This window comes from Dechloromonas agitata is5, assembly GCF_000519045.1.
In the GTDB taxonomy this organism is placed as follows: Bacteria; Pseudomonadota; Gammaproteobacteria; order Burkholderiales; family Rhodocyclaceae; genus Azonexus; species Azonexus agitatus.
In genome coordinates, this window is the sequence record NZ_KI912532.1 from 2,644,011 (window position 1) to 2,658,284 (window position 14,274).

General features: G+C 63.6%; 13 protein-coding genes. 6 read left to right on the top strand and 7 right to left on the bottom strand.

Annotated elements, in window-relative coordinates; genetic code table 11:
- The first annotated feature begins 23 nt into the window (after positions 1–23).
- Positions 24–2,501 carry a hypothetical protein gene (locus K420_RS0112890; protein WP_157275090.1) on the top strand — a complete coding sequence of 826 codons (2,478 nt, stop codon included), beginning with the start codon at positions 24–26 and terminating at the stop codon, positions 2,499–2,501.
- A 42-nt stretch (positions 2,502–2,543) separates the two neighbouring features.
- On the opposite strand, the gene K420_RS18975 is transcribed toward K420_RS0112890, so the two are convergent.
- Entirely contained in the window at positions 2,544–3,635 is a 1,092-nt protein-coding gene (locus tag K420_RS18975; RefSeq protein WP_051453125.1) for a formylglycine-generating enzyme family protein, read from the bottom strand.
- Between the two features lie 106 nt (positions 3,636–3,741).
- Here K420_RS18975 and K420_RS0112900 point away from each other — a divergent pair, with 106 nt between their 5' ends.
- Positions 3,742–3,948, top strand: a complete 207-nt coding sequence (locus K420_RS0112900) for a hypothetical protein (protein ID WP_027458430.1) — start codon at positions 3,742–3,744, stop codon at positions 3,946–3,948.
- A gap of 13 nt (positions 3,949–3,961) precedes the next feature.
- Here K420_RS0112900 and K420_RS18980 read toward each other — a convergent pair whose 3' ends face one another.
- Genes K420_RS18980 through K420_RS0112920 form a run of 4 tightly spaced genes read right to left on the bottom strand, consistent with a single transcriptional unit; the run spans position 3,962 to position 9,955 of the window.
- Entirely contained in the window at positions 3,962–4,498 is a 537-nt protein-coding gene (locus K420_RS18980) for an SRPBCC family protein (protein ID WP_157275091.1), read from the bottom strand.
- 5 nt (positions 4,499–4,503) lie between these two features.
- Complete coding sequence (locus tag K420_RS0112910) at positions 4,504–7,593, bottom strand: efflux RND transporter permease subunit (RefSeq protein WP_027458431.1); 3,090 nt, start codon at positions 7,591–7,593, stop codon at positions 4,504–4,506.
- On the bottom strand, positions 7,590–8,717 hold the full coding sequence (locus tag K420_RS0112915; protein WP_051453127.1) for an efflux RND transporter periplasmic adaptor subunit: 1,128 nt from the start codon (positions 8,715–8,717) through the stop codon (positions 7,590–7,592). The genes K420_RS0112910 and K420_RS0112915 overlap by 4 nt, the downstream gene beginning before the upstream one ends.
- Positions 8,714–9,955 (bottom strand): TolC family protein, encoded by a 1,242-nt coding sequence (locus K420_RS0112920; protein ID WP_027458433.1) that lies wholly within the window; start codon positions 9,953–9,955, stop codon positions 8,714–8,716. Before K420_RS0112920 ends, K420_RS0112915 begins: the two co-directional genes overlap by 4 nt.
- A gap of 64 nt (positions 9,956–10,019) precedes the next feature.
- Here K420_RS0112920 and K420_RS0112925 point away from each other — a divergent pair, with 64 nt between their 5' ends.
- Both K420_RS0112925 and K420_RS18985 read left to right on the top strand, forming a co-directional pair.
- Positions 10,020–10,700 carry a response regulator gene (locus K420_RS0112925; protein ID WP_027458434.1) on the top strand — a complete coding sequence of 227 codons (681 nt, stop codon included), beginning with the start codon at positions 10,020–10,022 and terminating at the stop codon, positions 10,698–10,700.
- Positions 10,687–12,081, top strand: coding sequence for a sensor histidine kinase (locus tag K420_RS18985; protein WP_035854812.1), 1,395 nt, complete (start codon positions 10,687–10,689; stop codon positions 12,079–12,081). The genes K420_RS0112925 and K420_RS18985 overlap by 14 nt, the downstream gene beginning before the upstream one ends.
- Here K420_RS18985 and K420_RS0112935 read toward each other — a convergent pair.
- Together K420_RS0112935 and K420_RS0112940 are read right to left on the bottom strand one after the other, a co-directional pair.
- Entirely contained in the window at positions 12,065–12,478 is a 414-nt protein-coding gene (locus K420_RS0112935; protein ID WP_027458435.1) for a secondary thiamine-phosphate synthase enzyme YjbQ, read from the bottom strand. The genes K420_RS18985 and K420_RS0112935 overlap by 17 nt on opposite strands.
- Positions 12,479–12,485: 7 nt before the next feature.
- Complete coding sequence (locus tag K420_RS0112940; RefSeq protein WP_027458436.1) at positions 12,486–12,854, bottom strand: YajD family HNH nuclease; 369 nt, start codon at positions 12,852–12,854, stop codon at positions 12,486–12,488.
- A gap of 79 nt (positions 12,855–12,933) precedes the next feature.
- On the opposite strand from K420_RS0112940, the gene K420_RS0112945 reads away from it, so the two are divergent.
- Together K420_RS0112945 and K420_RS0112950 are read left to right on the top strand one after the other, a co-directional pair.
- Complete coding sequence (locus K420_RS0112945) at positions 12,934–13,362, top strand: acyl-CoA thioesterase (protein ID WP_027458437.1); 429 nt, start codon at positions 12,934–12,936, stop codon at positions 13,360–13,362.
- The gene (locus K420_RS0112950) at positions 13,359–14,249 is read left to right on the top strand and encodes a radical SAM protein (RefSeq protein WP_027458438.1); all 891 of its coding nucleotides are present in this window, start codon (positions 13,359–13,361) and stop codon (positions 14,247–14,249) included. Before K420_RS0112945 ends, K420_RS0112950 begins: the two co-directional genes overlap by 4 nt.
- Positions 14,250–14,274 lie beyond the last annotated feature (25 nt).

Below are 14,274 nucleotides of genomic sequence, written 5' to 3' on the forward strand. Positions count from 1 at the left end.
AAAAAAGAAACGAGAGCCAGAAGATGTCCTATAGAGCCAGTACCCCGGAACTGAAAACCGGCACAGCCAACACCCGCCAAGGCAGTCAGGAGCAGGCGCAAATTGCACCGGAACCCATGGCTTACTTGCGCCTTGATACAGGCGAGGTCATTGGCGTCCCGGCCGGCGATATCACCACGCTCAACAACGAGTTCGATCAATGGAACCGTTTGATCTATGAGCAGTTGCTGGCCAACGAGGTGGTGGCGGTCTGCGATGCCCGGCTCGAAGCGATTGCCCGCGAATTGGCGATCAACGAAAAAAGCATCGCGGAATCGGTCATCAAGGAAGCCGAAAAGACACAAGGATTCGCGTTGGAATGGCGTGAGCAAGCCACTGAAAAGCTGCGAACAGCGCTCACCCCCCTCGACAAACTGGGGGGAACTGGCAAGAAGCTGATCGAACTCGTACCCTTGATGGAAAAGAAAGGCGACAAACCGGCCAATTTTGATCGCGGCAAGGAGGACGGCCAGTGGAAGAGGGATGGTACTGACCTCAAGAAATCGTGGAGCTTCAAGAGCGCCGCCGGCATCCGGGACAAGATCACGCAACAAGAACGCTACATGGGCCTTGGTCCTTTACGCGTTGTTTCCTCCGACAAACTGAAAGCCTCCTGGCCTAAATTCAAGGACGACAAGTCCATGAAATGGGCGGAGGTGTACAAAGAAGGCAAGGACGGAAAACGCAAGATTGACCGCACCAAAATGCGGCAATACCTGGGCGAGCAAGTTCAGGGACTAAAACTCAAGAGCAAGGATTTCTTCAAGCTGGAAATCAGCAATACCGGCACGCTCGGTCCCGAAGCACTCGCCAACTGGAATGCCAACGCCACCTTCAGCCAGGAGGGCAAGCTGGTCTTTGGCGATACGCAATTGGGCGACATTGATCTCTCGGCAGATGCTGCGGCGATGCGCTACTTCACCGGCGGCAGCCTGTCGGGGGAGATTACACCGCTCAAAGGCAACGTCAATATCAAGGCCGAAGGCAGCGCGGAAATCGCCTTTGCCGAAGGCAAGGCCGGTGCGAGTTTGTTTTTGCCTTCCAAAGAAGGCGTCATGCTCTATTTGCTGGATATCGAGCAGATCGGCGCAATCGCCAACGGAAAATCAATGCCCGGCAAACCCTACGACATGGGCGCCATTCGCCTGGTGGCGGCGGCGGAACTGAAAGGGGTGATCGGCGTCAGCCTGGCGGGTGAGGTATCGCTCGGGGTGGCAATGAAAGATATCGATACCACCGATCTCGATGGAAAGAAGAAACCCGCCAAGGAAGCCCGGCTATCCGGCAAACGCAACAAGGCCAAGCGTACCCGCAAAATTGACGTGAGCGGGCAGGCCGACGGCTGGAAGAACACGGCGGGCGTGGCGGCGGAAGTCAGTCTCTTCGCCGGTGCAAAGGGCGGGCTGGAACTCAAGGGCAGCCTGCAATGGCGCAACCCGCACAACGCCAAGAAGGAATTCGAGGCTATGGCGAGCATCGCACCGGAGCTACAAGGTCAGGCCGGCATCGGTGCCTCGGCCAAGCTGATGATCGACTATGTGGACGGCGTGTTTCGCGTGACCGCCCATGCCGGCATTTGCTTTGGAGTGGGCGCGGAGGGTACGGTCAGCTTTGCGGTGAATGTGAAGCAAATCGCCAGTTTCCTTTACTGGCTTTACTACAACCTGCTTAATGTTGGGTTCAGGAATTTGGTGATTGTCTCCAAGCGAGGGTTTGAGGCGTTTCAGTATTTGACCTACCTGATGGTTTGTCAGGGGAAGAAGATTGAGCAGTATTTCCTTAATACAACTGATGACTTAATCCAACTCTTTGTAGATATGGAAAAAGACTACAGAAAAGCTCGAGCCTCCTACGATCTCGGTCAGCGTATTCTGGCCAACCCGAACCAAACCCGTTTCAGTCCACCGGAGAGCAAGGGTATTCTGATCTACCAGCTCACTCGACACGGCAAGGAAAGCTTCATGGTCGAGCCGGGGCTGGGTAGCGGTTATCTGCGCACCCAGAAGGGTGCGGTACTCGCCATCCTGCGCCAGACACAGTTGAAGGCGGATATTGAGAATGTGATCCAGCATATCGGGGCAGATGGAAGCAAGGGAAGCTTTAGTACCAATCTAAACATGCTCAATAAGTTCTTCGCACTAGAAGGCCCTGGTGGCATGGATTTCCCCGGCACGACAACGCAGGAAGACCAATTCCAGGAATATATGAACAAGGCCGGCTTCACCGGTCAGCAATTGTCGGCGGCGCGACAATCGCTGGGCGGAGAAATCGACCAGATCGCGATGAATGGCGATTTTGGGGGCTGGTATGAGCAAGTGACTGGCACGCTCAAGGAAGACCCGACGCGGGGCTATGTGGCGGTGGCGAACAACTCGATGGAGTACGCCCTGCAACGCGATATGGATAAAGACCATCCGCTGTTTGCGTCGGCGGAGGGCGGGTTCTATTCGGCCGTGGCGTGAGGTGAGGAAGCTCTGGTTGCTTAGGCTGGTGCTTCGTTCTTGTTACTGCCTGGCTGGCGCGCTGTTGACGACGCAGCGGAGGGTGGGGGAGTTATAAGTGTTCACTGGCACATATTCGTCACGAGAATTCATCCGATACGGAATCGGTTTTTTAGTCTTACGCCAGATGCTGGTGCCGATAATCTGCCCATTTCCCAGATACCAACTCCGAATCACCTTTTCTGTCCCGGTGCTTGGTCCAAGTGGATCGTGCATCGACGATTTTTCGTAAGCATCTTCGGCGTACCAGTCGTTCACCCATTCGAAAGACAAATAAGCCATGTCGTATAGTCCGAGTGGGTTTGCCGGAAAGAGGCCAACCGGATAGCGCCTATCGCTCGTTCTAGCATGCCTCTTTGAAATTCTGTCTGCCTGTTCGTCCTTTGGGGTGTTTCGTCCGTACACCAAATTCCCGTCATCCGTCGCCGTCGCAAAGAACTGTCCCCGGCTACGCGCCGCATATTCCCACTGCGCCTCAGTCGGCAGATCGAAGGGGTAGCCGGTGATTTGCCCCAGCCACTGGCAGTAGTCCTTGGCCTCCTGCCAGTATGCTCCAGCGGGGATCAGCGGATGGCGGCCTTCTCCATCATCCTCTATCCCCGTGCGCTTCCTCCCGGTCGCATCCGTAAACACATCGAACTCGGCATAGGTGATCTTGTACTTGCCCATCCAGAAATCGCTCAAGGTGATTTCCTTGACCACCTTGTCGTCCATGCTGGCCGTCAAGGCGGCGCCAATGCCGGCGATCTTGGCGAAATCCCCGCGCATGAAGGAACCGCCGCGCACATAGATCAGATCGGCGATGGTCTTCTTCTTGAGCTTGGCAATCCGTTCCTCGATGCTACCTTTTTCCAGATCGAGCAAGGCGGCAGTCAGTTCCGGCGACTGCTGCGGGATGGGCAACTTCTCGATCTGGTCGCGGGGCATGTGTTCGTTCAACACCCTGGGATTGGCCGGCGGCTTGACCCGCGCAAGATTCGGTGACTCGGTACGCGGCAGGGCCGAGAAGTCCGGGCTGGCGCAGGCCGCCGGGGCCAAGAGCGCCAAGACGGTCAATGCGACGATCTGGAAGGGTTGGGGAACTGTCCGGAACATGGATTCCTTTGCGGGAGGGTTCTATACCAAACGAATTTTACATTGGTGTATCGATGGTGTCGGATGGAAAATGTCAACGGCATTATTTTCAATGAGGCGGTTTTTCATGGATAACAATCAACGTACCGATACAAACAATGATTCGGCAGGGGGCAAGCAGACCTCTGATAGCGAATTTGGCCCGCTGTTGCTGACGCGCTATGCCCTTCATCCCAAGGAAACCGGCGCATCTGCCCTGAGCGGCGAACTGGGCTATGTGCCGGCCAGGAGGGCGGCCCAGCTCGACCCGATCGAGGTGGCGCGCCACGGGTGAGGGGCGCAGCGGATCAGTGTCGGCGCAACATTTCCCGGCTCAGGGCATTGAACTGCTCGGCCAGTTCGTGTTGCAGGAAGTTGCTGCCGAGGGAACTGGGTAGCCAGTTGGCCGGCTCGATCTCGATGCGGTAATCGATTTCGCTGCCGCCCTCCAGGGGGCGGACCTGCATCACGCTCTGCATGCGTCGAGCCGACCCCGAGAGGGATTTGGACAGGATGCGCCGGCCGTCGACAAGCTCGATCTGGCGCAGGCTTTCGAAGGGCATCGAGAAGGGGCCGAAGCTGATTTTTCCTTGCTGGGCGACCTGGTACTGGTTGTGATGGCGGGCAACGATGCGGCTGCTGGTCAGGCCCGGCATGAATTCCGGCATGCGTTCGAAATCGGTCAGCACGGCCATCACGACAGCGGGCGAGGCCGGCGTTCTCAGGCGCAGGCTGCCGTAATAGGTGCCATCCCGGTAGTCGACCGTGACCTCGTCATCGCTCAGGGCCCAGGCGGCTCCGGCCAGCAGGAGCAATGCGGCGATGTGGGTGAGCGATCTTGGCACGTCGTTCAGTGCAGCGCGCGGGCCAGCCGGGGGTGGGTCGCCACGTAATGATAAAGGGCGGGCAGTACGTACAGGGTCAGGATCGTGGCGGAGATCAGGCCGCCGATGACGACCAGCGCCAGCGGACGCTGGGTCTCCGAACCGATCCCGCGCGACAGCGCCATCGGCAGCAGGCCGAGCATGGCCAGCCAGGCGGTCATCAGCACGGTGCGCAGACGGGAGAGGGCGCCGCGGAAGACTGCTTCGTGGGGACGCATGCCTTCCAGGCGCAACTGGTTGATATGGCTGACCATCACGACGCCATTGAGCACGGCCTGGCCGAACAGGGCGATGAAGCCGATGGCGGCAGATACCGAGAGCGGGATGCCGGTGAGCAGCAGGGCGAAGATGCCACCGATCAGTGCGAAGGGAATGTTGCAGATGATGATCAGCGCGTCACGGAAGGACTTGAAGGCGTCGAAGAGCAGCACGAAGATCATCAGTATGGAAAGTGGCACGACCAGCATCAGGCGCTGCATGGCGCGCTCCTGGTTCTCGAATTCGCCGGACCAGGTGATCGTGTAGCCTTGCGGCAACTTCATGTCGGCCGTTGCCTTCTGCATGTCGGCGACGACGCTGCCCATGTCGCGGTCGCGGATGAAGACGCCGATGGCGACGACGCGCTGGCCGGATTCGCGGGCGATGTTCATGGCGCCGCTGCCGAGCTTGAAATCGACCAGCGCCGAGAGCGGCACCTGAGCCCCGGCGGGCGTCGGGACCAGCACTTCCTTCAGCTTGTCGAGCTGGCGCGAGGGTTCGGCCAGGCGGACGACGACGCTGAAATGGCGGTCGCCTTCCCACAGCTCGGTGGCGGCCTTGCCGGCCAGGGCTGTTTCGACGACGTCCTGGACGTCCATCACGTTCAGGCCGTAGCGGGCAGCTGCGGCACGGTCGATTTCCAGACGGTACTGCGGCAGGTCGCCATCGCGGTCGATGAAGGCGCGCACGACGCCGGGCACGTTGCCGATGCGGTCGAGGATTTGCCGGCCTTCGGCACGCAGCGTTGCCATGTCGTCGCCGAACAGCTTGATGACGATCTGGCCGTCGATCTGCGAGATGGATTCGAGGATCTGGTCGCGTACCGGTTGGCTGAAGGTCGGCTCGATACCCGGCATGTCGTTCAGCTTGTCTTCCATGTCGCGGACCAGTTGTTCCTTGGTCATGCCCTTGCGCCAGGCGCTGTCCGGTTTCAGGTCGACCAGCATTTCGGTCATGTTGATGTTCTTCGGGTCGGTGCCGTCTTCCGGGCGGCCGCCCTTGGAGATCACCGCCTTGACTTCGGGGAAATCGGCGATGACGCGGCGCAGCTTGCGCAGTTCGCCGCGTGCCTCATCGACGGAAACCGAGGTCGGCAGTGTGATGTTGATCCAGATCGAGCCTTCGTTGAGTTCCGGCAGGAACTCCGTACCCAGTTTCGGCACCAGGGCAGCGGTAATGGCGAGGGCAAGCAGGGCGGCGCCCAGCACCTTGCGCGTGTTGGCCAGCACCCAGGCGAGCATCGGTTCGTACAGGTTGTGCAGGCGGTGCATCAGCTTGGTTTCCTCGTGCGGCACGTGGTTGCGGAAGGCGATCTTCGACAGGAAGGGAACCAGCGTCAGCGACAGGATCAACGAGGTGATCAGCGCGGCGACGACGGAGTAGGCCATCGGGGCAAAGATCTTGCCCTCGTGGCGCTGCATGGTGAAGATCGGCAGGTGAGCGACGATGATGATGATCATCGAGAAAACCGTCGGCCGGCCGACTTCGATGACCGCTTCGTGGATGGTCCGGACGCGCGGCCGGTGATCTTCCAGCTTGCTGGCTTCGCCGAGGCGTCGGAAGATGTTCTCGATGACGATCACCGCGCCATCGACGATGATGCCGAAGTCCATCGCCCCCAGCGACAGCAGGTTGGCGGGAATGCCGACCAGGCTGAGGCCGATGAAGGTGCCGAGCAGGGCGAGCGGGATCACGGTGGCGACGATGCCGGCGGCCCGCAGGTCGGCCAGGAAGATGTAGAGCACCAGCATGACCAACGCCGCGCCTTCCAGCAGGTTGCTGTAGACGGTTTTCAGGGTCTTGCCGATCAGCCAGGAGCGGTCGTAGTAGGGAATCAGCTGCACACCGGCCGGCAGGCCGCCGCTGTTCAGCTTGTCCACCTTCGCCTTCAGCGCATCGAGCACCAGGGAGGGGTTCTCGTCCTTGCGCAGCAGGACGATGCCGGATACCACGTCGTCCTGGTCACTGTCGGCGTCGGTATAGCCGACGATGCCCTGGGCCGGGACGCGCGACTCGACCACTTGGGCCACGTCGCGGACACGGAGCGGCGTTCCGTTGTTTTCGGCGACGACGACCTCGCCGATATCGGCCGAGCTGCGCAGGCGACCAATGGAACGGATGAGGAACTGCTGCCGGCCCTGCGCCACCGAGCCGCCGCCGGCATTGGCGTTGGCCCGCTGCAGCGCGCCATAGAGCTGGCCGATGGTGATTTTGTAGTCGCGCAGCTTGGCCAGGTCGGGATTCACTTCGTACTGGCGGATCGGGCCGCCGAGCGAGACCACGTCGGCAATCCCTGGCACCTGCTTGAGCTGGCGCAGTACCGTCCAATCCTGGATGGCGCGCAGCTCGCTGGGCTTCATGCCCGGTGCGTCGAGCCGGTAGCGGAAGATCTCGCCAGTCGCCGTGGCCGGCGGCGCCAGTTCGGGTTCGACGCCAGGCGGCAGGTCGAGGCCGCGCAGGCGTTCCTCGACCAGTTGCCGCGCCATGAACAGGCTGGGTTTCTCGTCGAAGGTGACGACGATGAAGGAGAGTCCGAACTGCGTGTGCGAGAACATGCGGATCGAGTTCGGCACGCCGGACAGGGCGATTTCGAGCGGAATGGTGACCTGCTTCTCTACTTCTTCCGGGGCGCGCCCGGGGAAGAGGGTGATGATCGTGACCTGGGTGTCGGTGACATCCGGGAAGGCCTCGATCGGTAGGCTGCGGAAGGCGGCGATGCCGGCGCCGATGAAAAGCAGCAGGCCGAGGACGATGTACAGCGGCTGATGCAGCGCGAAGTGGCTGATGCGCTTGATCATTTTGCCGCCTGCTTTTCAGCGGCACCGGCCGGCCTGAAGTATTTGAGCAGGTGCAGGCTGCCCTCGGCCACGACCTTGTCGCCCGCCTGCAAGCCGCCCAGGATGTCGACCTGCCCGTCGCGCTCGATGCCGGCCTCGACCGCCTGCCTGCGGTAACGGCCGGCGGCTTCCTCGACGAAAACATAGCGCTTGTCGCCCAACAGGAAAACGGCGGAGGCCGGCACGCGCAAGGCCGGGCTCGCTTCCAGCTCGACCAGGGCATTGACGAACATTTCCCCTTTCAGGCGGCGATCGGGGTTGGGCACTTCGCCCCGGACCTTGATGGTGCGCGTAGTCGGATCAACGAAATCGGCGACATGGCGGATGACGCCGGTGAAACGCTCGCCCGGATATTGCCGGGTTTCGATCAGCAGCGGCTCGCCCTTCCGCAGGCGGGCCAGGTCGGCCTCGCTGGCGTCGATCTGAATCCACAGGCTGCTCGGATCGGTGACCACGAACAGCGGCGGGCCGGATTGGTCGGGGCGGAATTCCTGGCCCGGATTCAGGTTGCGCTCGACGACGCTGCCGGCCAGCGGACTGCGTAGCGCGTAGCTGCCATCGCCTTCGCCCCCCAGCCCGGCGACCCGTCGGCCAGCCCGTTCGGCTTCCGCCCGGGCAGCAATCGCCGCCGCTTCGGCCTGTTGCCAGTCCTTCTCGGCAACGACGCCGGCCTCGCGCAGCACGCGGGTGCGCTCCAGCGCCTGGGCGGCGACCTGTGCGTCGGCCCGTGCCTTGCGGGCATCGGCCAGGGCCTGGCCGTAGTCGGGCGAACTCAGGATGGCGAGGGGCTGGCCGATCTTGACCGGGGTGCCGACATCGACCGCGATGCGCTGGACCCGTCCGCCGACCTGCGGGAAGACGCGCACCGTCTTTTCTTCGTTCCAGACCAGGCGGCCGGGCAGGCGCAACAGGCCGCCCTTGTCCGGCTCGGCGACGGCGAGCTTGAGGAAACCGGCCTTGTCCGGCTCGGCGAGCAGGGCGATATCGCCCTCGACCTTGACGTTGGCGGCCTTCGGCGCTTCCGGTTCGGCCGAACAGCCGGCGAGGGCGAACAGGAGGGCAACCAGGATGGGAGTCAGCTTCATGGGGTTTTCCTGAATTCGGCCTGGACCTGCCAGGCAGACAAGGCTTTGGCGTAATCGGCCCGCGCACTGGTGGTTTCGATCTGGATCTGGCGCAGGGTTCGGCGGGCGTCGAGCAGGTCCATCAGGCTCATGGCACCTTTGCCGTAGGCGAGTTCGGCCGCCCTGGCGACGCGCTCGGCATCGGCCAGCAGGCCACCCTCCAGGCGCTGCATGCGGTCGCGGGCGGCGAGCAAGGTGCTGCGGGCCTGGGCAACCTGGCCGATGGCGACGGCCTGCTGCTGTTCGACGAGCAGGCGGGCCGCGTTGTAATCGCTTTCGGCGCGGGCGATTTCGCCCTCGTACTCGTGCCAGATGAAGAGCGGCACGCTGACGCCGAAGCCGTAGCTGTTGGTCGGCGCATTCTGCAGATTGCGTTCGAACTGGACGCCGACCGAAATATCGCGATTGCGCTTGGCGCGGGCCAGATCGCGGTCGGCCTCGGCGGCCTGCAGGCGCTTGCGGGCGGCGGCCAGGTCGGGGCGCTCGTCGAGCGGGGCGGCCTGGAAGGCAATTTCCTCAAGTTGCGGCCAGTTGTCGGCGGCGACCAGTTGCTCGGCTTCGCGGTCGCGGCCGATCAGGTAGGCGAGCATCTGCTGGGCCTGGGCCAGGTCGGCCTGCGCCTGCCGGGCATCGGCTTCGGCCCGGGCCTGGTCGATCTGCAGGCGGGAGACGTCGACCGGTGCCAGATCGCCGGCCTTCTGGCGCAGCCGGCCGGCCTGGGCCGACTTGCCGTAGAGGGCTGCGGTATCGCGGGCGAGTTCGAGCTTTTCCTGCGCCAGACGCAGGTTGTAATAGGCCTGGTGCAGGTCGCCGAGCTGCTGGCGGGCCGTGTCGTCGCGCTCCAGCCGGGCGGCATCGAGGCGCGCCTCGGCACCCCTGACGCGCAGGTCGCGCTTGCCGCCGCGCTCGATCAGCTGTTCGAGGCGAAACTGGGTGTCCATCCGCTTGTCCTTCAGCGCGCCGCCGCCCAGGCCGGATTGCGGGCTGACCGACAGGGCGTTGAGCGAGAAGTCGGGGTTGGGGCGCTGGCCGGCGGCCTGCATGTCGGCCACGGCGCCGGTCACGGCAGTATCCGCCAGGCGGAGTTCGCGGCTGTGTTCGCGCCAAAGGGCTTCGGCATCATGCAGGGACAGGGAAAGGGGGCTGCCGGCAACAGCCAGGCCGGGCAGGGAAAGCAGGAGTGTCAGCAGGTGTCGCATCAGGGAGGACTCAGGGTTGCCGTGCTATCGTATGGAGTTCGCCTGACCGCTTTCTGACCATCCGATGCGTATCCTGCTGATCGAAGACGACGCCCTGCTGGCCGATGGACTGGCCCGTGCCCTGCGCCATTCCGGCTATGTTGTTGACCTGGCCGACAACGGCAAACTGGCCGATGCCATGCTGGCCGAGAACACCTACGAGCTGGCCATCCTCGACCTCGGCCTGCCCGGCCTGGACGGTGGTGAGGTGTTGCGGCGCCTGCGTTCCCGGCGCCAGCCGACGCCGGTTCTCGTGCTTTCCGCCCGGCTGGCCGTCGAGGAGCGGGTGCGCGTGCTCGACCTCGGGGCCGACGATTACGTCGTCAAGCCGGTTCGCCTCGACGAACTGGAAGCCCGGGTACGCGCCCTGATCCGGCGTGGGCAGGGCGGGGCGGTGCCGGACGTCATGCTCGGCCGCTTGCGCCTGGACACCGTCGGCAAGCGTGCCTGGCTTGACGACACGGCGCTCGACCTCAATGCGCGGGAATGGGCGGCGCTCGCTTTCCTGACCTCGCGGGTCAATCGCATCGTCAGCAAGGAACAGTTGATGCAGGCACTCTACGACTGGCAGGACGAGATTTCGGCCAATGCCATCGAAAAGCTCGTCTCGCGGCTGCGCAGCAAGCTCGAAGTGGCCGGGATCACGATCCGGACGGTGCGCGGGCTGGGTTACTACCTCGAAAAGCCGGACGATGCCGAAGCGTAATGCCAGCAGCCTGCGCTGGATGCTGATCGACCGGCTGCTGCCGGCGATGCTCGGCCTGCTGCTGGTCGGTGCGCTGTCGGCCAACTGGGTCGCCTTGCGGGCGGCCACCAAGGCCTACGACCGCGGCCTGCTCGATACGGCTTTCGCCATTGCCGAGCAGTTGCAGATGGTCGACGGCAGGCCGCAACTGCCGCTGACGCAACAGGCCCGCACGGTGTTGCTGACTGACAAGTTCGACCGTGTCTTCTATGCCGTGCATGACGAGGCGGGTGAATTGCTCGACGGCAACCCCGAACTGCCCATGCCCCCCCTGGAAGATTTGCCGCAACTGGCCAGCGAGGGGCGCTGGTATTACGACGGCACGCTGGGCGAGGAATCCATCCGCCTCGCCGCCTACCAGCGCCATTTCGGCTTTCAGACCGTCACCGTCCTGGCCGGCGAGACGCTGGTCAAACGCCGGGAACTGGTGCGCGACATCCTGCTTGGCATGCTGCTGCCCGAAATCCTGCTGGTGCTGGTCGCCGCGACTGTCATCTGGTTTGGCGTGCGCTCCGGCCTGCAGCCGCTGGAAGCTCTGCAGGCCGAGCTGGCCGACCGCTCGCAGAGCGACCTGCGCCCGGTCACCGTGGCGGTTCCCGAAGAAATCCAGCCGGTCGTCACCGAAATCAACGGCCTGTTGCAGCGACTGGATACGGCGCTGGCCAGCCAGCGCCATTTCGTGTCCGATGCCGCCCACCAGTTGCGTACGCCGATTGCCGCGCTGCTCGCCCAGGTCGAGGCGGCCCAGCAGGAGGCCGGGAGTGCGCGTCAGGGCGTCCTGTCCGGCATCCACGCGGCGGCCGGGCGGTTGGGCCACCTGGTCGAACAACTGCTCGCCCTGGCCCGCGCCGAACCCAGCCTGGCCCAAGCCTCGGGCGAGGTGTCGCTGGTCGACCTGGTGCACCGGGTGGCCGAAAACTGGCTGCCCAAGGCCATTAGCAAGGACATCGACCTCGGTTTTGAATTGCAGCCGGCTGTCCTGCATGGCAACGAATTGCTGCTCCAGGAATTGCTGGCCAACCTGCTCGACAATGCCCTGCGCCACACACCGACCAGCGGCGTGGTGACCGTTGCCTGCGGCCTGGCTGATGGGCGGGCCTGGTTGAGCGTGGAAGACAGCGGCCCGGGCATCCCGGAAAGCGAGCGCGGCCGGATCGGCGAGCGCTTCTATCGACCGGCCGGGCAGACCGGCGACGGCTGCGGCCTCGGCCTGGCCATCGTCCGGGAAATCGCGCGCCAGCATCAGGGCGACCTGCACATCGACCGCTCGCCGCGCCTGGGCGGTGCGCTGATGCGGGTCGATTTCCCGGAAGCGGTGCCGGCGTTCAGCCGAGCAGGGTGACCACCACCTCGCGCCGGTGACCCTGGGCCCGGTGTTCGAACAGGTAGATGCCTTGCCAGGTGCCGAGCAGCAACCGGCCATCGGCAAAGGGCACGCTGAGCGACACGCCGGTGAGCAGGGCGCGGGCGTGGGCGGCCATGTCGTCGTCGCCCTCCAGGTCGTGCAGGTAGGCCGGGTCGCCATCCGGCGCCCAGCGCCGGAGCAGGGTTTCCAGATCGACACGGACGCTGGCATCGGCGTTTTCGGTGATTGCCAGGCCACAACTGGTGTGGCGCACGAAGACATGGGCGATGCCGTTTGCCGCCTTGGCCTGGCGGACCACGGCGGCCACCGCGTCGGTGATTTCGATGCTGCCCCGGCCGTGTGTCGGGATACTCAGGCGGTGCTGGTCAGCCATCAACGGCTCATTCCTTGTTCTTGAGCAGGCCCTGCAGCGCGGCGAACGGGTTGTGGGTGGCGCCGCCGCCGCGGCCCGAACGGGCATCGGTGTAGCCACGATCGGCCTCGATCTGCTTCTGGTGCTCGTTGTCGTGGCAATAGAGGCAGAGCAGTTCCCAGTTGCTGCCATCCGATGGGTTGTTGTCGTGGTTGTGGTCGCGATGATGGACGGTTAGCTCGCGCAGGTTGGCGTGGGTGAATTCCCGGGCGCAGCGGCCGCAGATCCACGGGTAGAGCTTGAGCGCTTTTTCTCGGTAACCCTCGGCGCGGGCGTCGGCCGCCTGGCGGGCGGCAAGGACGACCTGGTCGAGGCGGGCGTGGTCGATTTTCTTCATGCGGGTCTCCTGAGTTTTTTCGATTCTACGCCGCAAGCCCTAAAATCGGATTTCTCCCCATTTTCTTCCCGCTACCGCCATGCCACGTATCAAGATCGACCTGCCCGAATCCTTCACCTTCTCGACCGAAATCCCGATCTACATCGGCCACATCAACTATGGCCACCACCTCGACAACGCCCAGCTGATCTCGCTGGTTTCCGAGGCGCGGGTGCGTTACTTCAAGTCGATGGGCTATTCCGAACTCGATGTCGAAGGTGTCGGCATCGTCGTTGCCGACGTGGCAGCGCAATATCGTTCGGAGGCCTTCCACGGCGAAACGCTGCACGTCGAAATGACCGCCAACGATTTCAACAAATACGGCTGCGATCTCGTCTGGCGCCTGAGCGACCAGGCCACTGGCCGCGAAGTGGCGCGCGGCAAGCACGGCATCATCTTCTTCGACTACACGGCCCGCAAGGCGACCTCGGTGCCGCCGGCCTTCGTCGCCAAGGCGCAGCAGGCATGATCCCGATCCGCTACGTCGAGCCGGTCTTCCGCCCGCCGAGCGAGGCGGAGTCGCTGATCCTGCCGGTAACCGATGGCTGCTCGTGGAACCAATGCACTTTCTGCGAGATGTACACCGCGCCGCAAAAGCAATTCCGGGCACGCAGCGAGGAGGAGGTGCTGGAGAGCATCCGCCTGACCGGCCAGCGCTATGGCGACCAGATCCGCCGCGTGTTCCTGGCCGACGGCGACGCGCTGGTGCTGCCGACCCGGCGTCTGCTCACCCTCCTTGAAGCCATCCGCACCCATATGCCGGCAGTGCGCCGCATTTCGTCCTACTGCCTGCCGCGCAACCTGCGCAAGAAGAGCCAGGCCGACATCGACGAACTGGCCGCAGCCGGCTTGACCATGGCCTATGTCGGTGCCGAATCGGGCGACGATGCCGTGCTGGCTGCCGTCCACAAGGGGGAAACCTTCGACACCACCTGCGAAGCACTCGACAAGCTGGGCGCGGCGGGCATCACGCGCTCGGTGATGATCCTCAACGGCCTGGGCGGCAAGGCGCTGTCGGCGCTGCATGCCGACAACTCGGCACGCCTGGCTAACGCCACGCAGCCGGAATACCTGGCGACGCTGGTCGTCAGCTTCCCGCAGGGCGAACAGCGCTTGCGCGCCGGCTTCCCGGGCTGGGAGCCGCTGAGCCAGCAGGGACTCTTCATCGAGATGGAGCGCTTCCTGTCCGGGCTGGAACTGAAGCGTACCGTCTTCCGCAGCGACCATGCCTCGAACTGGCTGGTTCTCAAGGGCACGCTCGGTAGCGACAAGGAACGCCTGTTGCAGCAGGTACGCCAGGCGATCAGCGCGCCGCAAGCCGCCCATCTGCGGCCGGCTTGGGCACGCGGGTTGTAGGTCATCTCGGGCGCCAGCCGGGCGG